The organism is Bradyrhizobium sp. TM239 (assembly GCF_036247985.1).
Lineage (GTDB): Bacteria > Pseudomonadota > Alphaproteobacteria > Rhizobiales > Xanthobacteraceae > Bradyrhizobium > Bradyrhizobium ottawaense.
In genome coordinates, this window is the sequence record NZ_BTIR01000007.1 from 54997 (window position 1) to 74229 (window position 19233).

At 63.5% G+C, this 19233-nt stretch carries 21 protein-coding genes; 14 read left to right on the forward strand and 7 right to left on the reverse strand.

Translation table 11 applies throughout. The features are described 5' to 3' along the window. Nucleotides 1-21: 21 nt before the first annotated feature. From lepB to AABA84_RS12860, 8 genes are all read left to right on the forward strand, one after another. On the forward strand, nt 22-786 hold the full coding sequence (gene lepB, locus AABA84_RS12825) for a signal peptidase I (protein ID WP_028144380.1): 765 nt from the start codon (nt 22-24) through the stop codon (nt 784-786). Further along, nucleotides 783-1649, forward strand: a complete 867-nt coding sequence (gene rnc / locus AABA84_RS12830) for a ribonuclease III (RefSeq protein WP_338307827.1) — start codon at nt 783-785, stop codon at nt 1647-1649. The genes lepB and rnc overlap by 4 nt, the downstream gene beginning before the upstream one ends. Next, entirely contained in the window at nt 1639-2565 is a 927-nt protein-coding gene (gene era, locus AABA84_RS12835; protein WP_338312226.1) for a GTPase Era, read from the forward strand. The genes rnc and era overlap by 11 nt, the downstream gene beginning before the upstream one ends. A 21-nt stretch (nt 2566-2586) precedes the next feature. Next, a complete protein-coding gene (locus AABA84_RS12840) occupies nt 2587-2967 on the forward strand; it encodes a hypothetical protein (protein ID WP_212244965.1) in 381 nt (126 codons plus the stop codon). Nucleotides 2968-3114: 147 nt separating this feature from the next. Next, complete coding sequence (recO, locus tag AABA84_RS12845; protein WP_338312227.1) at nt 3115-3867, forward strand: DNA repair protein RecO; 753 nt, start codon at nt 3115-3117, stop codon at nt 3865-3867. A 103-nt stretch (nt 3868-3970) separates the two neighbouring features. After that, nucleotides 3971-4246: a hypothetical protein gene (locus tag AABA84_RS12850; protein ID WP_212244961.1), complete on the forward strand. Its 276-nt coding sequence runs from the start codon at nt 3971-3973 to the stop codon at nt 4244-4246. A 60-nt stretch (nt 4247-4306) separates the two neighbouring features. Further along, on the forward strand, nt 4307-6565 hold the full coding sequence (gene parC, locus AABA84_RS12855; RefSeq protein ID WP_338312228.1) for a DNA topoisomerase IV subunit A: 2259 nt from the start codon (nt 4307-4309) through the stop codon (nt 6563-6565). Between the two features lie 394 nt (nt 6566-6959). Further along, entirely contained in the window at nt 6960-8504 is a 1545-nt protein-coding gene (locus AABA84_RS12860; protein ID WP_338312229.1) for a GMC family oxidoreductase, read from the forward strand. A 1045-nt stretch (nt 8505-9549) separates the two neighbouring features. Here AABA84_RS12860 and AABA84_RS12865 read toward each other — a convergent pair. Beyond that, nucleotides 9550-10242: a Crp/Fnr family transcriptional regulator gene (locus AABA84_RS12865; RefSeq protein ID WP_212244950.1), complete on the reverse strand. Its 693-nt coding sequence runs from the start codon at nt 10240-10242 to the stop codon at nt 9550-9552. Between the two features lie 210 nt (nt 10243-10452). Here AABA84_RS12865 and AABA84_RS12870 point away from each other — a divergent pair, with 210 nt between their 5' ends. Continuing rightward, nucleotides 10453-10686 (forward strand): hypothetical protein, encoded by a 234-nt coding sequence (locus AABA84_RS12870; RefSeq protein WP_212244948.1) that lies wholly within the window; start codon nt 10453-10455, stop codon nt 10684-10686. Between the two features lie 629 nt (nt 10687-11315). On the opposite strand, the gene AABA84_RS12875 is transcribed toward AABA84_RS12870, so the two are convergent. Then, nucleotides 11316-11552, reverse strand: coding sequence for a DUF6894 family protein (locus AABA84_RS12875; RefSeq protein ID WP_212244946.1), 237 nt, complete (start codon nt 11550-11552; stop codon nt 11316-11318). Nucleotides 11553-11828: 276 nt separating this feature from the next. Between AABA84_RS12875 and AABA84_RS12880 the strand changes: the two genes are divergently transcribed. After that, the gene (locus AABA84_RS12880) at nt 11829-12221 is read left to right on the forward strand and encodes a response regulator transcription factor (protein WP_212244944.1); all 393 of its coding nucleotides are present in this window, start codon (nt 11829-11831) and stop codon (nt 12219-12221) included. 315 nt (nt 12222-12536) lie between these two features. Next, nucleotides 12537-12734, forward strand: coding sequence for a hypothetical protein (locus AABA84_RS12885; protein ID WP_212244942.1), 198 nt, complete (start codon nt 12537-12539; stop codon nt 12732-12734). A gap of 402 nt (nt 12735-13136) precedes the next feature. Here the strand turns inward: AABA84_RS12885 and AABA84_RS12890 are convergent, their stop codons facing one another. The 3 genes from AABA84_RS12890 to AABA84_RS12900 all read right to left on the reverse strand — a co-directional run bounded on the left by AABA84_RS12890 (nt 13137) and on the right by AABA84_RS12900 (nt 14411). Next, complete coding sequence (locus AABA84_RS12890) at nt 13137-13355, reverse strand: hypothetical protein (RefSeq protein WP_212244940.1); 219 nt, start codon at nt 13353-13355, stop codon at nt 13137-13139. A 208-nt stretch (nt 13356-13563) separates the two neighbouring features. Further along, the gene (locus AABA84_RS12895) at nt 13564-13875 is read right to left on the reverse strand and encodes a hypothetical protein (RefSeq protein ID WP_212244938.1); all 312 of its coding nucleotides are present in this window, start codon (nt 13873-13875) and stop codon (nt 13564-13566) included. A gap of 164 nt (nt 13876-14039) precedes the next feature. Continuing rightward, nucleotides 14040-14411 (reverse strand): dodecin family protein, encoded by a 372-nt coding sequence (locus tag AABA84_RS12900; protein ID WP_338312230.1) that lies wholly within the window; start codon nt 14409-14411, stop codon nt 14040-14042. Nucleotides 14412-14670: 259 nt separating this feature from the next. On the opposite strand from AABA84_RS12900, the gene AABA84_RS12905 reads away from it, so the two are divergent. Continuing rightward, nucleotides 14671-14865 carry a hypothetical protein gene (locus AABA84_RS12905; RefSeq protein WP_212244935.1) on the forward strand — a complete coding sequence of 65 codons (195 nt, stop codon included), beginning with the start codon at nt 14671-14673 and terminating at the stop codon, nt 14863-14865. A 90-nt stretch (nt 14866-14955) separates the two neighbouring features. On the opposite strand, the gene chrA is transcribed toward AABA84_RS12905, so the two are convergent. Together chrA and AABA84_RS12915 are read right to left on the reverse strand one after the other, a co-directional pair. Further along, nucleotides 14956-16341, reverse strand: a complete 1386-nt coding sequence (gene chrA, locus AABA84_RS12910) for a chromate efflux transporter (RefSeq protein WP_338312231.1) — start codon at nt 16339-16341, stop codon at nt 14956-14958. Continuing rightward, the gene (locus AABA84_RS12915) at nt 16341-17159 is read right to left on the reverse strand and encodes a chromate resistance protein ChrB domain-containing protein (protein ID WP_212244925.1); all 819 of its coding nucleotides are present in this window, start codon (nt 17157-17159) and stop codon (nt 16341-16343) included. Before AABA84_RS12915 ends, chrA begins: the two co-directional genes overlap by 1 nt. A 197-nt stretch (nt 17160-17356) precedes the next feature. Between AABA84_RS12915 and dmeF the strand changes: the two genes are divergently transcribed. Together dmeF and AABA84_RS12925 are read left to right on the forward strand one after the other, a co-directional pair. Further along, nucleotides 17357-18319 carry a CDF family Co(II)/Ni(II) efflux transporter DmeF gene (gene dmeF, locus AABA84_RS12920; RefSeq protein WP_338312232.1) on the forward strand — a complete coding sequence of 321 codons (963 nt, stop codon included), beginning with the start codon at nt 17357-17359 and terminating at the stop codon, nt 18317-18319. Nucleotides 18320-18400: 81 nt separating this feature from the next. Beyond that, nucleotides 18401-19231, forward strand: coding sequence for an N-acyl homoserine lactonase family protein (locus AABA84_RS12925; protein WP_338312233.1), 831 nt, complete (start codon nt 18401-18403; stop codon nt 19229-19231). Nucleotides 19232-19233: the final 2 nt, after the last annotated feature.

The window sequence follows — 19233 nt, forward strand, 5'->3', positions numbered from 1 at the left end:
CCGGCCGGAATTGAGAGAGCAATGAGCGTGACTTCAGGAACGAAAACTGAGAGCGGCGTCGGTGAAACGATCCGGGTCGTGATCCACGCTCTCCTGATCGCGCTGGTGATCCGCACCTTCCTGTTCCAGCCCTTCAACATCCCGTCCGGCTCGATGAAGGCGACGCTGCTGGTTGGCGACTATCTGTTCGTGTCGAAATATTCCTACGGCTACAGCCACTATTCGATCCCGTTCTCGCCGCCGCTGTTCTCCGGGCGGATCTGGGGCTCGGACCCGAACCGCGGCGACATCGTCGTGTTTCGCCTGCCGAAGGACGATTCCACCGATTACATCAAGCGCGTAATCGGCCTTCCCGGCGATCGCATCCAGATGCGCGACGGGCTGCTCTACATCAACGACACGCCGGTCGAGCGGCAGCGGATGAGCGAATATGTCGGCGAGGAGCCCTGCGGCTCGGAAGGTGGCGGCATCTCCCGCGTGAAGCGCTGGAAGGAAACGCTGCCGAACGGGGTGTCCTATGAGACGCTCGATTGCGCCGACAACGGCTACGTGGACAACACCAACGTCTACACGGTGCCGTCAGGCCATTTCTTCATGATGGGCGACAACCGCGACAATTCCACCGACAGCCGCTTCCTCGGCCAGGTCGGCTATGTGCCGCAGGAGAATCTGATCGGCCGCGCCCAGATGATCTTCTTCTCCATCGCCGAAGGCGAGCATGCCTGGATGTTCTGGCGCTGGCCGTGGGCGGTGCGCTGGAATCGCTTCTTCAAAATCGTCCGATGAAAGACGAAGCCAAGGACATCGCGACCGAACCGATCGAGGCACAAGCGGGCCTCGACGGCGAAGCTGCGACCAAGAGCCTTGCGACCAAGACTCCTGAAATCAAGACGCCCGACGGCAAGGCGCCCGCGAAGAAGAAGCGGACGCGGAGCAGCAAGGCCAAGGGTACCGATGCCAACGCGGCGCTCGAGGCGCGCATCGGCCACAGCTTCGCTGACCCGAATATGCTGATGCAGGCGATCACGCATGTCTCGGCGCTGAAGTCCGGGCGCAAGCGCGGCGACAGCTATCAGCGCCTGGAATTCCTCGGCGACCACGTGCTCGGGCTCGTCGTCTCCGACATGCTCTATCACGCCTTCCCGAACGCCGATGAGGGCGAGCTGTCCAAGCGTCTTGCCGAGCTCGTGCGCAAGGAAAGCTGCGCCGACGTCGCCAAGTCGCTCGGACTGCTCGACGACATCAAGCTGGGCTCGGTCGGCTCCAGCGCCGACGCGCGCCTGCGCAAGTCCATCCTCGGCGACATCTGCGAGGCCGTGATCGGCGCCGTCTTCCTCGACGGCGGCTACGCGGCGGCGGCCGAGTTCGTCAAGCGCAACTGGACCGAGCGCATGCACAAGCCGCGCCGTCCCTTGCGCGATCCCAAGACCGTGCTGCAGGAATGGGCGCAGGGCAAAGGGCTGCCGACGCCGGTTTACCGCGAGGTCGAGCGCACCGGCCCGCACCACGATCCGCAATTCCGCGTCGCGGTGGACCTGCCGGGGCTCGCGCCGGCTGAAGGTATCGGCGGCAGCAAGCGCGCGGCAGAGAAGGTGGCAGCTTCAGTGATGATCGAACGCGAAGGTGTTGGCGGCGGCAATGACGGCTGAAACAAGCGGCGAGACGCCCACTGCGACGCGCTGCGGTTTCGTTGCGCTGATTGGCGCGCCGAATGTCGGCAAGTCCACGCTGGTCAATGCGCTGGTCGGGGCCAAGGTGACGATCGTCTCGCGCAAGGTGCAGACCACGCGCGCGCTGATCCGCGGCATCGTGATCGAAAACAACGCGCAGATCATTCTGGTCGACACGCCCGGCATCTTCCTGCCCAAGCGCCGGCTCGACCGCGCCATGGTCTCGACCGCCTGGAGCGGGGCCCATGACGCCGACCTCGTCTGCGTGCTGCTCGACGCCAAGGCCGGGATCGACGAGGAGGCCGAAGCGATCCTCACCAAGGTCGCCAGCGTGAAGCACGAGAAGATTCTGGTGATCAACAAGGTCGATCTGGTCCAGCGCGAGAAGCTCTTGGCGTTGGCGCAGGCCGCCAACGAGCGCATGGCCTTCGCAAAGACCTTCATGATCGCGGCGATCTCGGGCGACGGCGTCGACGACATCCGCAAGACGTTGTCCGAGATGGTGCCGCCGGGTCCGTTCCTCTACCCTGAGGACCAGATGTCGGACGCGCCGATGCGGCAGCTGGCGGCCGAGATCACGCGCGAGAAAATCTATCAGAAGCTGCACCAGGAATTGCCCTACCAGTCCACGGTCGAGACCGACAAGTGGGAGGAGCGCAAGGACAAGTCGGTGCGGATCGAGCAGACGATCTTCGTCGAGCGCGAGAGCCAGCGCAAGATCGTGCTCGGCAAGGGCGGCGCCACCATCAAGTCGATCGGCGCGGACTCGCGCAAGGAGCTGATGCAGATCCTGGACGTGCCGGTTCATCTGTTCCTGTTCGTCAAGGTGCGCGAGAACTGGGGCGACGATCCCGATCGCTACCGCGAGATGGGCCTGGACTTTCCGAGAGAATAACCAAGAAAAGATCGGTATCCGATGAGCGTGCCCAGCAATGTCCGGCGCTTCGAAGCGCTGCTCTATGCATCTTTGATGCTGGACGCCCTGTCGGTTGCGGTGCAGGACCGCACGCCCAATGCCGAGGTGACCGAGCAGATGATCATGACGGGGACCTTGCTCGCCGGCGGCATGATCCTGCTCCTGGTCTACTTCGTCTGGCTGGCTGCTCATTGGCGCAAGAACTGGCCGCGCTGGGTGCTGGCGGCGGCCCTCGTGCTGTCGGTGATCTCGCTCGGCCAGATCATCGGCGAGAAGGGCATGGAGCTCGACAGCGCCATCGAGATCGTCTCCTGTGCGCTGACGACGATGGGGCTGTATTTCTCGTTCAGCGGCGACGCGCAGGGCTGGTTCAACGCGTGAGGTTTTGCGCGGTGCCGTAGGATGGGCAAAGGCGCGCCCTTGCGCGCCGTGCCCACCACAATCAATTGGCATCGGGTGGATCAAATTGGTGGGCACGCTTCGCTTTGCCCACCCTACGACAGCTCGAAATGCGGTAAGATTCCTCCCATGGAATGGACCGACGAAGGCATCGTGCTGGGGGTGCGGCGGCATGGCGAATCCAGCGCCATCGTCGAGCTCCTGACCCGCGTGCACGGCCGGCATCTCGGTCTCGTCCGCGGCGGCGCCGGCTCGCGGATGCGGCCCTTGCTGCAGCCGGGCAACAGCGTCAGCGCGGTGTGGCGGGCGCGGCTCGACGAGCATCTCGGCACCTACGCCATCGAGGGATTGAAGCTGCGCGCGGCGACGCTTCTGGGATCTTCCCACGGCGTCTACGGAGTCACCCATCTCGCCTCGATTGCGCGCCTCTTGCCGGAGCGCGATCCACATGAGGAGATCTTTGCGCTGCTCGAGCATTCGCTCGACGATTTCGACGACATCGGCGGCGCCGCCGTGCACGTGATCCATTTCGAGCTGGCGATGCTCGCCGAGCTCGGCTTCGGGCTGGCCCTGGAAAACTGTGCGGTCACCGGCGAGACCACGGACCTGATCTATGTCTCGCCGAAGTCCGGCGGCGCAGTGTCGCGCGGCGCCGGCGAGCCGTGGCGTGACCGCCTGTTGCGCCTGCCGCCGTTCCTGCGCCGGGGCGAAGCCGCAACCGACCTTACCGAGCAGGATCTCCAGGACGGCTTTCGACTGACCGGCCTGTTCCTGCTGCGCCATGTGCTGGAGCCGCGTGGACTGGGCCATTCCGACGCGCGTGCCGGCTTCATCAACGCCTTGATACGGCAGCAGGCGAAGGTGGCGATTCCTGCGCCATGAGCCGAGCGGGACTCTGCCCCCCCCTTTGAACATGGAGTTCCCCCGGAACGGAATCGGGCCGGTCGCGTTGGCCTCCCCAGGTTCCATAACGGGGACAGCCTAAATGTTGATCAGGGGATTTGCGCTGTCGGCAGCGCTGTTCACATTTGCGCCGGACGCAATGGCGGGCGAGCCGCAACCCGGCGTGTTTCGCCGGGCATCCTGCACGGTCGTCCGGTACTATGTGGCCAAATATTCCGCTGCAGCCGCAGAGACATGGGCGCGGTCCCACGGCGCGACCGAGGCCGAGATCGAGGCGGCCCGCCGTTGTGTGGCCAATACGCCGGCGCCTGCCCAGACCAAGACCCCGACTGTGACAGCCGGCTGGGCCGGGCAGTAGCCGCCCACAGGGAACCAATCCATCCTTGCCCGATTCGCTTCCACGGTTTAACCGGGCGGCATGGGAAAACGATTGATTCCGCCGCAAGAGCCGGCCGAAATCCACGAAGTGCCGCTGCGTGAAGCGCTCGAGGAGCGCTATCTCGCCTATGCGCTCTCCACCATCATGCACCGCGCGCTGCCCGACGCGCGCGACGGCCTGAAGCCGGTTCACCGGCGCATCCTCTACGGCATGCGCCTGCTCAGGCTCGACCCCGGCACAGCCTTCAAGAAATCCGCCAAGATCGTCGGCGACGTGATGGGCTCGTTCCATCCGCACGGCGACCAGGCCATCTACGACGCCATGGTCCGCCTCGCGCAGGACTTCTCCTCGCGCTATCCGCTGGTCGACGGCCAGGGCAATTTCGGCAACATCGACGGCGATAACCCGGCCGCCTACCGCTACACCGAAGCGCGCATGACCGACGTCGCGCGGCTTCTGCTCGAAGGCATCGACGAGGACGGCGTCGAGTTCCGCGCCAATTACGACGGCCAGTCGAAGGAGCCGGTCGTGCTGCCCGGCGGCTTCCCGAACCTGCTCGCCAACGGTGCGCAGGGCATCGCGGTCGGCATGGCGACCTCGATCCCGCCGCACAATGCGGCCGAGCTTTGCGAAGCCGCGCTGCATCTGATCGAGAAGCCCGACGCCAAGTCCAAGGCGCTGATGAGGTGGGTCAAGGGTCCCGATTTCCCGACCGGCGGCATCTGCGTCGATTCCAAGCAGGCCATCGCCGAAGCCTACACGACCGGCCGCGGCTCGTTCCGCGTCCGCGCGCGGTGGGAGCAGGAGGAGGGCGCGCGAGGCGCCTGGGTCGTCGTCGTCACCGAGATTCCCTTCCTGGTGCAGAAGTCGCGGCTGATCGAGAAGGTCGCCGAGCTGCTCGACCAGAAGAAGCTGCCGCTGGTCGGCGACATCAGGGACGAATCGGCCGAAGACGTCCGCATCGTGATCGAGCCGAAATCGAAGAACGTCGATCCGGCGCTGATGATGGAATCGCTGTTCCGTCTCACCGAGCTCGAAAACAAGATCCCGCTGAACCTCAACGTGCTGATCAAGGGCCGCGTGCCCAAGGTGGTGGGGCTGGCGGAGTGCTTGCGCGAATGGCTCGACCATCTGCGCGACGTCCTGATCCGCCGCAGCAACTACCGCAAGGCGCAGATCGAGCACCGGCTGGAAGTCCTCGGCGGCCTCCTGATCGCCTATCTGAACATCGACGAGGTGATCAGGATCATCCGCACTCAGGATGAGCCGAAGCCGGCGTTGATGAAAGCGTTCAAGCTCACCGAGGTGCAGGCCGAAGCCATCCTCAACATGCGCCTGCGCTCCTTGCGCAAGCTCGAGGAAATGGAGATCCGCACCGAGGACAAGAATCTCCGTGCCGAGCTCAAGGGCATCAACGCGGTGCTCGCCTCGGAAGCCGAGCAGTGGAAGAAGGTCGGCGAGCAGGTCGGCAAGGTCCGCGACATGTTCGGACCGAAGACGCCGCTCGGCAAGCGCCGCACCACCTTCGCCGACGCGCCCGAGCACGATCTTGCCGCGATCGAGGAGGCCTTCGTCGAGCGCGAGCCGGTGACGGTCGTGGTCTCCGACAAGGGCTGGATCCGCACCATGAAGGGCCATGTCGAGGATCTCTCGGGGCTGGCCTTCAAGCAGGACGACAAGCTCGGCTTCGCCTTCTTCGCCGAAACCACCTCGAAGCTGCTGCTGTTCGCCACCAACGGCAAGTTCTACTCGCTCGATGTCGCCAAGCTTCCCGGTGGCCGCGGCCACGGCGAGCCGATCCGCCTGTTCATCGACCTCGAGCAGGAGGCGGCGCCCGTCGCGCTGTTCGTCAACAAGGGCGGCCGCAAATTCCTGGTCGCCAGCCACGAGGGCCAGGGTTTTGTGGTCAACGAGGACGATTGCGTCGGCACCACCAAAAAGGGCAAGCAGGTCCTCAACGTCGACATGCCGAACGAGGCGCGCACGGTTACCGAAGTGCTGGGCGATACCGTCGCGGTCATCGGCGAGAACCGCAAGATGCTGGTCTTCCCGCTCGACCAGGTGCCGGAGATGGCCCGCGGCCGCGGCGTCCGCCTGCAGAAGTACAAGGACGGCGGTCTCTCGGACGTTGCCGTGTTCGAGGCCAAGGCGGGCCTGACCTGGAAGGATTCTGCCGGCCGCGAGTTCTCCGCGACCATGAAGGAGCTTGCGGAGTGGCAGGGCACCCGCGCCGATGCCGGCCGCCTGCCGCCGAAGGGTTTCCCGAAGTCGAACAAGTTCGGCCGGGTGATCGGGTAGGGCGGCCTCGTGTCCCGGACGCGCTGCAACGCTCTTGGCGTTGCTGCGCAGAGCCGGGACCCACGCTGCACGGATTGTTCGGAGACATGGGCCCCGGCTCTGCAGCGCACCGCACCGGACGATGCTTCGCATCGCCGGGGGCGCTGCGCTGCGTCCGGGGCACGAGACGGTGTGCAGCGAGCACCTGTCTTTCCGCCGTCATTGCGAGCGAAGCGACTTGTCCGCCGAAGCCTTTGGCGAAGGCGGGTGCAATCCAGAATCTTTCCGCGGCGGCAGGCTGGATTGCTTCGTCGCTTCGCTCCTCGCAATGACGCGCGGCGAAAGCGCCACTGTCCAAATGCCATCCTGCTGATATCATCGGCCATCCCGGTATTCTCCGTTGAGACCTAACGCGATGTACGATGTCATTGTTGTCGGCGGCGGTTCCGCCGGCGCGGCTGTTGCGGCCCGGCTGTCAGAGGATCCTGCGCGGCGCGTCCTGCTGCTGGAGGCGGGGCTCGACTGGCGCGCCGATGATGCGCCCTGGGAGGTGCGGACGCCGAATCCGATCCCGATCATCCACAAGCGCGAGTACCAGGAGAAATGGCAATGGCCCGATCTCCTGTCCCGCCGGGTGGCGGGGCAGGAGCCGCGCTTCTACTGGCGCGGCAAGGGGCTCGGCGGCTCCTCGATGATGAACGGCCAGATCGCCATCCGCGGCGTTGCCGACGCGTTCGACGAATGGGCCGCCAATGGCTGCACCGGCTGGTCGGCGAAGGAAGTGATGCCGCTCTTCTCGGTGATCGAGGACGATCTCGAATTTGGTGGGGCTGCAGGCCATGGCCGCGGCGGACCGCTGCCGGTCTATCGCGCGCCTCTTGAAAAATGGGGGCCGATCGACCGCGGCTTGCGCGATGCGGCGCTCGCGAGCGGCTATCCCTGGTGTGCCGACCTCAACGGTCCCGATGGCGAGGGCGTTGCCTGCTATCCCATCAACAGCCGTGACAGCCGCCGTATCAGCACCAATGAGGGTTATCTGGAGCCCGCGCGCAGCCGCGCCAATCTGGAGATTCGCGGCCATGTGCTGGTCGACCGCGTCCTGATCAGTGACGGCCGCGCCACCGGCGTCCGCGTTCTCATCGAAGGGCAGGGCACCCACGAGATCAGCGCCCGGCAGATCGTGCTCTGCGCCGGTGCCATCCACAGTCCGGCGATCCTGCTGCGCTCGGGCATTGGCCCCGCCGACGAGTTGAAGGCGATGGGAATTGCGGTCGCGCGCGATTTGCCGGTCGGCCGCCACTTCTTCGACCATCCGCTGTTTCGCGCCACGATCCAGCTCCGCGAAAATCTGCGGCCGACCGATCCCGACACCCGTCACACCAATTGCTGCGTGACTTATTCCTCGGGCCTTGCGGACGGCGGCAAGCGCGACATGATCCTGATCGCTTTCAACCATCGCGGCATCGGGGTGCCCGGGGCGATCGGCGCGGGCCTGTTCAACGCGTACTCCCGTGGCATGCTCAAATTGGCCTCGACCGATCCCGCGATCGATCCAATCGTCGAGGAGAACATGCTGGCCGATCCCCGCGACATGCTGCGCATGAGGGACGCGGTGAAGCGGCTCGCGGTGATCACGTCCCAGCCGGCGCTGTCAGGCATCGCCGACTGGATCCGGCTCGCCGACACCGACTTGACGCTGCCGCAGGCGGCCTGCCTGCCGGATCACGAGCTCGACGCCGTGCTGCGCCGTGAGACCGGCGACATCCAGCACGCCGCCGGCAGCTGCCGCATGAGCGGTGTCAATGACGCCGACGGCGTGGTCAATCCTGATGGTGGGGTGAAGGGCATCTCCGGCTTGCGTGTCGCCGACGCCTCGATCATGCCGTCCGACTGCCGCGCCAACACGCATTTCACCACGGTGGTGATCGGCGAAGCGATCGCGCGGATGATGATGCGGTAGCGGAGTTGAGGGAGGCGCAGGGCGTCACAACACCGGTGTCATGCCCCGGCTTGACCGGGGCATCCAGTACGCCGCGGCTTCTTTTATCCGTCACGATTGCCTCTGGGATACTGGGTCGCCCGGTCAAGCCGGGCGACGACACCGCGGGTGAGGTCAGGCCACCGTCACGTCAATGGACATTTCCAACAGCAGACGTACGTTCGCCTTCCCGCGGCGCGTCCCGCCCGAGTTTTGCTTCATGTGCGGCGCCCGCAAAGACGAGGGCGCAGGGAAGGCCGGGCGCCGGCGGCACCCGAGATCCGTGCGCGACAGAAATGCACACGGGGTGGACCACAGGTGATGCCGGTCGCCCGGCCTTCCCTGCGCGAATGGTTTTAACGGTGTCCTTCGTGCTCTCCTCGGGGAGCGATGCACTATTGCCCCCGTCGCCTAGCGGATAGCTGATGCGCGCGCCCGGTCGGGCCGCCACATCACCGCAAGACTTGACGCACAGACCCCGGGCGTCAGGACCACACGACTTCTCCGTCCGCGCACGTCCTCGCTGGGAATCCGAGGGGTGGCGTGTGCTCGCCCCCGAAGCCATGCGAAGACGCTGTCAGCGTCGTGTCGTATGCGCGACAGCCATTGCTCACGGTGTCCCGCCCTGCAATGCCCATCGTGCCCGACGCCGTCGCGTCCATCGCTGCCCAGCCCGCGGTTCGTGACGATCGCGATCCGCCCCTCGTCTCGGGCCAGGGTGATCAGTTTGTACGACAAATCCGAATTTCGGTAAAGTGGAATATTTTGTGGCGTGGGGCTTGACAGGCGACGTGACCGAAATGGCGCGGCTGTTTTGCCCGACGGGCGCGCTGCGACGAGCTTTTTTTGAGGACGGGTATTCGCGAATGGCAGCTTCTAAGGGTAAAGCGGAAGTCGTTCCGCTTGGTCGCCATTGACGGCTTGTGACCCGTAGCGGTCGTGAGGCTGTCAGGTTCACAAGCCGGCTAGATGACCCCACGCTGGTGCGACAGCTAGACCAGAGGGGCAACGTCCGAGCAGGTTCAATTCATTTTTCCTTTTCGGCACGCTTTCTTAGGTGAGGACTGTCGTGCAAGACCACGTTCAGCAGGGAATTATGGACCTCCAGTGATCCGTTGTATTTGATGAACCCAAGCTTGCGGAACTTGTTCATGAACATGCTGACGCGCGACCTGGTGGTCCCGACCATCTCCGCGAGTGTCTCTTGGCTTATCTTCGCTATGACCGGCTCTGGCTTACTCTCCTTGCCGAAGTTCGCCATCAAGAGGAGCACCCTCGCCAGACGCTTCTCACTGGAATTAAAAAGTTGGTCGACCAAGTCCTCCTCGACTCGGGCGTTCCTAGACAACAGGTGAGCCATGAACATCTCAGAGAACTTCGGCTCGTCATGAAGCACACGCACGATAGCTGCCTTTTCGAGCCGCATGATGACGCACTCCGTCACCGTCACGACCGTCGCCACCCGCAGCGGATGCCCATTTAGGCAGCTCTCACCGAAGAAGTCCCCATTTCCGTGGAGCGCGACGACCGCCTCCTTGCCCTGCTCGGAGACGACGCAGACCTTGACCTTGCCCTCCTGAATGTAGAAGACCGCATCACCGGCGTCTCCCTGAGAGAAGACCTTCCGATTCTTCCGATAGTTTGAAACGGTCCTCCCCGAGGCCACGGTGTGGAGGAACTCCTGGACGTCGAAGGGCTGCTTCTTCGTTGCCTTGGCCACGCTTCCCGCCTTTAATTATCAACTGGCTTACATTCTAGGGCAAACCGAACGTCAGGAAAACCCGGCCGGATGTCGGTGGCAGTGTAGTGGCACGTTTCGCCGGCGGCCAAGTGAGCACTAAAGCTCAGACTTCGGCTCCAAATGTGCGCAGTCTCGTTCGTTATGGAGATGCCGAACCAAAAGGCGTCCCAGTAACAGAGGAGCTGAATTATGGGAGTCATCCTTCCGTTCGTATCAGCCGGCGCATTCGAGCCCAACGATATTGAGGCGATGTCCCTGGCCTGTGAGGAAGTCTGCCATTACCTTCATATCAACGGCGACGCGCGGGCTCGCGAGACCATCGCCGCGAGAGTCATCGAGCTAGCCCAGCGCGGCGAACGTTGCCCCACAGTCTTGCGCGACCGGGTGCTTGCGGGAATGAACGCCGGCCCGGACGATGGCTGATGGGGTTTGGGGTCGTCTCAGGGACGCCCCCTAATGATGATTTCAAGCCTGTCCACTTCTGGGCGTTTGTGTTGAAGAAGTCGGCCTGTAGATCGAGGCGCGCCGCTCGAACGTCGCGAATGACCCAAGGAGGACATTCGACCAAGCTGGGAGTGCTGCAGCACGTAGGATCAATAGCGACGAGCGTCCTCGACGCGTGATCACTGGGGTTGCGAGCAATTGCCCTAATTTGAATCTGGCGGCGACCTAACTCACTAACGACACGTTAATAGTTTCTTTTGGCATGTGAGCAATACTGACCAGCGCCGAGCCCAGTGGCAGTTCCACAGTGGGTTCCATCACCGCCCACCACGGCAACTACCGGTGACTGAGAGTCCTGTAACGCTCCCGCCTGATCAAGGCGTGCAACATGTTCCGCCATCCCCGAACGCTATGTCCTATGTGTCGAGCAGAAGCGGTGCTGGCTCGGATTACGCCCGGCCCCTTTGGCTTCGATATCCGGACGTTTGAGTGCCCCGCGTGCAAGGACGTCCACCAGCTTGTGGCCGATCTGGTTGATCCGATGAAATCCCCACGGACAACCGGCTGGCTTCACGGTCAACTGCACGCGCCGACGTAGCGGCTGCACCTTATGGGGCCGGGTTTTCGTATGACGGCCTTGAATACACGGGCACGGTGCCAATCTCACGTCCGTCATCGCTGATTATTGCGATGCGACGCTCAGGATTATCTTCGGGCTTATCAAGTGAAACGCCAATGGCCAGCACCGTCGCCCTGATGATTGCGGCGATATCGTCGTCGCAAACAAACCCCGATGAATCAAAAAGCCTGTGGCCGTCCTCGACATCAAAAAAGTACCGGGGCATTGGCAACCTCTAGTGCGCCAAGTGCTTCCAGACAGCATTGTTCCGAATAGCTGCCGACCAGGGGCCTCAAGCAGACCATGGGAATCTGCGAGGCCGCCCAGAGAGGCATTCGCGTCCGGCTTTGTTCCACTTTCCCCGTCTGTTCTCTCAAGATGGGTGTTTTAACCCTAGTGGCCCCAATTTCATTGTGAGCAATATTGCTCACTTTCCCCGGAACGATAGTCTGTTCTCCGCGTGTACCCTTGCGCTCCTATTGCGGCGCACTGAGGTCCCCGAGTGGAAAACCAACAGCTTTTTATCCTGGTCGTTGAAGACGACCAGCTTGTTCAGAACCTTGTCGAAGACTGCCTGAGCGAGGGCGGGTTCGAGGCTGTAGCAACTCCGTCCGGCGAAAAGGCCATTGAGCTACTTGATGCGGCCGAGGGCAAATACCGGGCGCTCGTCACGGACATCAATCTGAAGCCCGGTGAGATCGACGGGTGGGAGGTCGCGCGACACGCCAGAGAGATCGACCCCCACTTTCCCGTCGTTTACATGAGCGGCATCGAAGCAGACGATTGGGCATCAAAGGGCGTACCTAACAGCATCATGTTGGCGAAGCCGTTCGCGCCCGCGCAGCTTGTCACTGCCATTTCTCAGCTTCTCAACGCGATCCCACCAGCCGGGTAAGTGCCGCCTCAGTTGGGCGGCTTGTTTCATTTGCCATTGTGATTCACGTCGCCTGTTGGCCGGCACTCGTTTCTGGGTCGCGCGTCCTCCGCCAAACATAGGCCCTTAGCCGCACCGGACTTGCTCGCCGAGTTGGCGGGTGTCCTGATTAGGACAGCAGCGCTGGCGCTTTATGGCGCGCTGGTCAAAATTGCTCAGTCTTCGGCCTGCCATAGGTGTTAAAAAAATCTGTCACCGCGCGGTCCCTCGGGCATCTATCGGTGATGAGAACGCCATCACGCGCTCCCGCCTTCCTCTCAGGAATGGAGCCGTGCCATGCAGCGACGCCGCCTCAAGCAAACCTCGTCCCTTGAAGAGCGCCTTGCCGAACAAGCCCAACGCCTCCGTCAGGAAGCCAAATCGCTTCCGCCTGGTTTCGAGCGCGAGCACGCCATCCGCAAAGCGCGGCAAGCCGAGACCGGCGCACATATCAGCGAATGGCTAAACTCGCCCAGATTGCAGCCGCCGAAGTAGCCGTCGCAATCGGTCTTTGATTTAGCTCAATGGCCCCGCTTGGTCCCGCCCGTTCGCTGGACCATGAACCAATCCGACAAGCCGGATTCAGCAAAGCCGCCACCTCCTCGACCGACGCATCTGGATGAGGTGCGGCAGGCCATTGAAGAATACGCTGCTGACCTCAGGGAGATCATCAGGAAGCTCCGGCAGAGGCTGCTGCATTGAGGCCGCCTCAGTTGGCAGCCTCTTTCACTTGACGGCGAACCGCATGTCGCCTTCTGGCCCATCAGCGAAGTGAAGCCCTCTCGGATTGACGTCCGCTCCGTGAAGCATAGCGGACTGGATCTGCTCCCCCCGAGTTCTTCGCATTTCGCCTCCAACTGAGACGTTGGCGCTGGGCTTCTGTCCCTCGTTTTGCGTTCAGGACCACGGTGGTTCTTCGCTCGTCCCGGCTGCCTCGTGGCGGATCGTGACATCCGCCGAACGCAACCCGGTCAGCAATACAGTTCTGACAGAGGCAGCATCAAATCCAATATCCTTGGCATTTGGTGGATGTGCCTCGCTGTTCTTCAATCGGAGCGCAAGGTGCAATTGCTCGCAAAGGTGCTGAACGACGAGATTGACCTGATCGTCAGTCATGATCGGCTTCTCCTGCGGCCATTCTGCTACCCAACCAGGTAGCGCACTTGAGAATCTGACGGCGCGATTGGACCGCCCATGGGATCACCCTGTGCGATGACCATGGGAGGATGAATGAGGCGCATTCGGTTCGCTACAAGGCGCGAGTCCGAAATTCGATGACATCAGCAAGACGGCGGCGCTCCGACGCAACTGGCGGCGTTTACGGCTACTTCATGCCCGAGGACCCATTAGGCTCTATGTGCACCAAAACCTCGCCAGTTGTGATTTCGGGAACTCCAAGATCGAGGTCAGGTAGACTTGCTTGAACAAACGCCAGTATCTTGGCATTTGCTGCATTGGCGCTTTCGCGGTCGTCAAATATCATCACAGCGATACCAGCACCGTCGCCCGCATCCAGCACGTAGTAAGATCTGAATCCGTGCGATTGCCTCAGGATCTCGCCGACGCCGCTCTTGGCGCGGCGAGCAGCGTCCGCTACCGAGCGAACCTTGGCGTACTTGCGAATGACCATGTACATGGGGCCACCACGCGCCACACGCCCCCACGCATCAAAGCACATCGGCCCCAGTCGGACTAGGGCCTACTCCGGGATGGCTCACACCGCCCGGTTGGGCGGACCGCGCAGCGCGCCTTTTCCAATGAGCCATCCTCGCCCCGCAAGTGGGGCCGAGGTGCTGAGGCTCAGGAGCCCTCGAACTTGAACGACACGTTGAGCTTGGCGCGATAGGCCTCAACTTTTCCGTTCTCATCCAGTTGCATATCGAGCTTGATGACCTCTGCAACGCGAAGATCCCGGAGAGATTTCGCAGCTTGCTCGACCGCATTGGCGGCCGCCTTCTCCCACGAGTCGCTGCTGGTACCGACCAGTTCTATGACCTTGTAGACGCTATCAGGCATGTCGTCCTCCTGTTCGGTATGACCCAGGAAATCTAGCATCAGGATCTCGACGCTGATACCGTTTCGGGCATGCCCCCGGAGCCGAGAAGGGACAAACTGCATCTGGCGGAAGGGCGGCTCTTGGCTCCGAATGAACTGCCGGACCTGCGCCATCATGCCCGCTCGTGGCGGATCGACGGGAAAGCGTCCGATTGGCTGTCTCTTTTCAGTCTGCCCCGGACCGGAAGGCAGCACGATCCGGTTGGCGCCCAAGCTCACGCTCAAACAAAACGGCTATGGCTCGTGCCGAGCGCGAGAAAGATGCCCCAAGGGAGCTCTGGAAGGAAGCTCTGGCTCGCACGCGAACCATCTCGGTCACCTGCCTCGCCGAAAAAGGGGTAAAGTGCCCCAGGGCTCACATCCGAGGAGCAACAACATGACCGTACTCTCCGAGCTGGTTCCCGCCAGGATCGACTGGCATGTCTTCGCGGTTATGAGCAACGCGATGCCGCCTCGAGATCCTGATGACGACGAAGAAGATGACGACGAAGAGGATGAGGACGAAGAGCAAGACGAGGAGGAGAACCAAGCCGACGAATCGCCGGTCGTGCGCGAGCCGGACGAAGGCTGAGCGGGATGCTTGGAGGTAGCCTGAACTCCGTCGGCTTCGATGTCGCCTTCCAACCGCAAACCGGACACAACGAACCGACGAGTACGTGCCTCAAATCACCCCCGCCATCCGCAGCGCCACCCCGGCCGCGCATGAGCCCGCCAGCACCGTCAGCATCCCCAGCTTGAACCGGAAGATCGCGGTTGCCGCCGCGATTGCCAGCACCAGTGCGGGGAGATCGACGCTGGTCAGCACCGGCCTGTCGAAATCCAGCGGAAAGGCGTGCACCGGAACGGTCTCGCGGAACAGGGTGTGCAGCGCGAACCAGATCGAGAGGTTGAGGATGACGCCGACGACGGCGGCCGTGATCGCACCGAGCGCCCCGGCGAGGCCCGTATTGCCGCGCAGGCGCTCGATGTAGGGGGCGCCGACGAAGATCCAGAGGAAGCAGGGCGTGAAGGTGACCCAGGTCGCGAGCAAGCCGCCATACGTCGCCGCGAGCAAGGGCGACAGGCCGCCGGGATCGCGATAGGCGGCCATGAAGCCCACGAACTGCAGCACCATGATCAGCGGGCCCGGCGTGGTCTCGGCCATGCCGAGCCCGTCGAGCATCTCGTGCGGCTTCAGCCAGTGATAATGCTCGACCGCCTGCTGGGCGACATAGGCCAGCACGGCGTAGGCGCCACCGAAGGTGACGAGCGACATTTTCGAGAAGAACAGCGCGATCTGGCTGAACACGTTGGCTTGCCCGAGCGCGAGCAGCAACACGATCACCGGCACCAGCCAGAGCGCCAGCCACAACGCGCCGGTGCGAATGGCGCGCGCGGTGTTGGGGCGCACGTGCTCGGGGACGGCTTCGCCGAGCATGCTGTCGATCAATGCCGTGCTGCCGCCATGGCCGTGACCGGCCGGGGCGAATTCCGGACGGCCGCTCCGCGCGCCGGCATAGCCGATGAGGCCGGCGGCGATGATGATGATCGGGAAGGGGACGGCGAAGAAGAAGATCGCGACGAAGGCGATGGCCGCGAGCGCGATCATGATGCGGTTCTTCAGCGCGCGCTTGCCGACGCGAACCACGGCCTCGACGACGATGGCGAGTACCGCGGCCTTGAGCCCGAAGAACAGCGCCTCGACGAAGCTGACATTGCCGAAAATCGCGTAGACGTAGCTGAGGCCCATGATGGCGATGATGCCGGGCAGGATGAACAGCCCACCCGCCATCAGCCCGCCGGCGGTGCGATGCATCAGCCAGCCGACATAAGTGGCAAGCTGCTGGGCCTCCGGTCCCGGCAGCAGCATGCAGTAGTTCAGCGCATGCAGGAAACGGCCTTCGGAGATCCAGTTCTTCTCCTCGACCAGGATGCGATGCATCACCGCGATCTGGCCCGCGGGCCCGCCGAAACTCAGGCAGGCGACGCGAAGCCAGACGCGAAAGGCTTCACCGAAGCTGATGCCGTGACCGGCATCAGCTCCAGCTTGAACGATACGGGTGTCCATCAAGCCTTCACCTTGTTGGTCGGCCAGTTGTGGGTCTCGGCCGTGGCATCGCGGCACCAGCGGTAGAAGGCATCATAGAGCGTCATGCCGGCCTCGAGCTGTGCGAGGTCGTCGTCATACATCCGCGACAGCCCGAGCGAGGCCGCGAGCAGGCCGGGCGCCTCCGGCGCGAGGTCGGGCCGCGCGGTGTCGGCGCCGCGCACCAGCGTGGCCAGCCGCAGCAAAGGCGGCGTCGCGATGCCGAACTCCTCGATCATCACGTCGAAGGTGCAGAGCTCGCCGCGGTGGCTCCAGAACACGTTCTCGATGTCGAAGGGGGCCGCATTGAATCGCTCGCCGACGGCGACCACCTCGGACGGCGTCACATACAGGAACACCGCATTGGGATCGACGAAGCGGCGGATCAGCCAGGGGCAGGCGATGCGGTCGACCTTCGGTCGCGCCCGCGTCACCCAGACGGTGCGCCCCTTGGCGTCGCGTGGCGGCAGCTTGCGAGCGTCGACCAGCGGCAGCTTGGCTGCCTTCCAGCCCTCGAAGCCGCCCTCCAGCGTCTCGGCTTCCACGCCGAGCTGGCGGAGCCAGGCCGCCGTGCCCTGCGCGAGCTTCTCACCGCGGAAGCACGAGACGACGGCCCTGCGGCCGGCGAAGTCGCCGCCCCAGTCCGTCACATTGTCGTGGCTGAGCTTGATGGAGCCGGGGATCAGCCGCCGGTCGGCGGCAAAATCCTCGTCGGTGCGCACATCGATCAGGGCAGGGCCGTTCGCCGTGCCGATCAGCCGTGCCAATTTGTCAGATGATATGGTCGTGAACGTAGACATGATGCGTCCTCGCAAAAACCGGGGGACGCGATACTTGGGCATGTCGCCTCGTGGGGAGATCGCTCAAATCCCCATGGCCCAGATTACAGCGAAACCGCGTCAGCCTGTCAACCGCCGGTTTGGCCGGTAATTCACGTTAGAAAGATATGCTGCGGGAGCCTATATTGGGGCCTTGCAGATTCCGGAGATCTGAACCGATGCATTCCCATTCCATCGAGCAATGGACCCACGACCACGCCTTCCTCGGCAAGAAGCACGACGAGAACGAGCGGCGCACCTGGTTCGTGGTCGTGCTGACGCTGGTCATGATGGTCGGGGAAATCGTGGCGGGCTCGCTGTTCGGCTCGATGGCGCTCTTGGCCGACGGCTGGCACATGGGCACGCATGCCGCCGCGCTCGGCATTGCCGCCTTCGCCTATCGCTTCGCGCGCCGGCACCTGGGGAATGCGCATTTCACCTTCGGCACCGGCAAGTTCGGCGATCTCGCCGCCTTCGCCAGCGCAATCATCCTCGGCCTGATCGCGGTCGAGATCGCCTATGAGAGCGTGCTGCGGCTGATCAATCCGGTGCCGATCGTCTATGGCGAGGCGATCACGGTGGCAGCCCTCGGTCTGTGCGTCAATCTCGCCAGCGCGTGGCTGCTGCGCGACAGCCACGATCATCACCATCACGGCCATGATCACGGCCACAGCCATGCGCATGATGACCACGACCATGATCATCACGGCCATCACCATCACGACAACAATCTTCGCGCGGCCTATGTCCATGTCATGGCCGATGCCGCGACCTCGGTGCTGGCGATCGCGGCTCTTGCCGTCGCCATGTATGCGGGCTGGGTCTGGGCCGATCCGGCGGTCGGCCTGATCGGCAGCGTGGTCATCGCCAGCTGGGCGCTCGGCCTGATCAAGTCATCAGGCGCGGTGCTGCTCGACGTGCGCGCCGACGAGAAGCTGGAGCGGGTGATCCGGGCGCGCATGGAGGTTGGTGAGGATCGCGTCACCGATCTGCATCTGTGGCAGGTCGGCCCCGGCCATTGCGCCGTGCTGCTCTCGGTGGTGTCGGACAAGCCGAAGCAGCCGGCCGTCTACAAGCGGCGGCTTGCCGGATTGAAAGGCCTTAGTCACGTCACGATCGAGGTGGAGACCTGCCCGCATTGACGTGAGCCGCGCGAGCGGAATTCTGCGACGCGGCCGGGGTTGATCCTCGGTCGCAGCTCGCATGGCTGTACGGGAGGAACAATGATGCCCAGGATTGCCTTCGCCGTCGTCATCGCTGCACTTGCTCTGTCCAGCCCCGCGGCACTGGCGCAATCGGAAAAGCCCGGCGTCGAGAAGCTCTACGTGCTCAACTGCGGCGAGGGCACCGCAGGTGATATCTCGCGCTGGACGCCCGGCCTGAACGAAGGCAAGACGATGGACTTCGTCGACAGCTGCTATCTCGTCAAGCACAGCAAGGGCTGGTTCCTGTGGGACACCGGGATCGCAGATTCCGTCGCAAGCATGCCCAATGGTCTTGTGCCCGCCGATCCCAAGGCCGTGACCTGGCGCCGGCCGAAGACGCTTGCTTCCCAGCTCGAACAGCTCGGCGTCAAACCGGACGACGTCAAGGTGATGGCGGTCTCGCACACGCACCCGGACCACACCGGCAATGTCGAGCTGTTCCCGCAGGCGACGCTCTACGTGCAGAAGGCCGAATATGACTGGCCGGGTGCCAACAACGCGCCGCGCTTCAAGCCCTCGCACCCGGTCGAGCTGCTCACGGGCGACAAGGACGTCTTCGGCGACGGCAGCGTGACCATCCTGGCGACGCCCGGCCACACGCCCGGGCATCAGTCGCTGCTGGTGAAACTGCCGAAGACCGGCGCGGTGGTGCTGTCGGGTGATGCCGTCCATTTCAGGGATAATTGGGACAACCGCCGCGTCCCCAGCATGAACGTCGACAAGGACCAGAGCGCGGCCTCCATGCAGAAGATCGCCGAGACCCTCGGCAGGGAGAAGGCGCAGCTCTGGATCAACCACGACAAGGCCCAGCGCGACAGCCAGAAGCTGGCGCCGGAGTTTTACGACTGAGG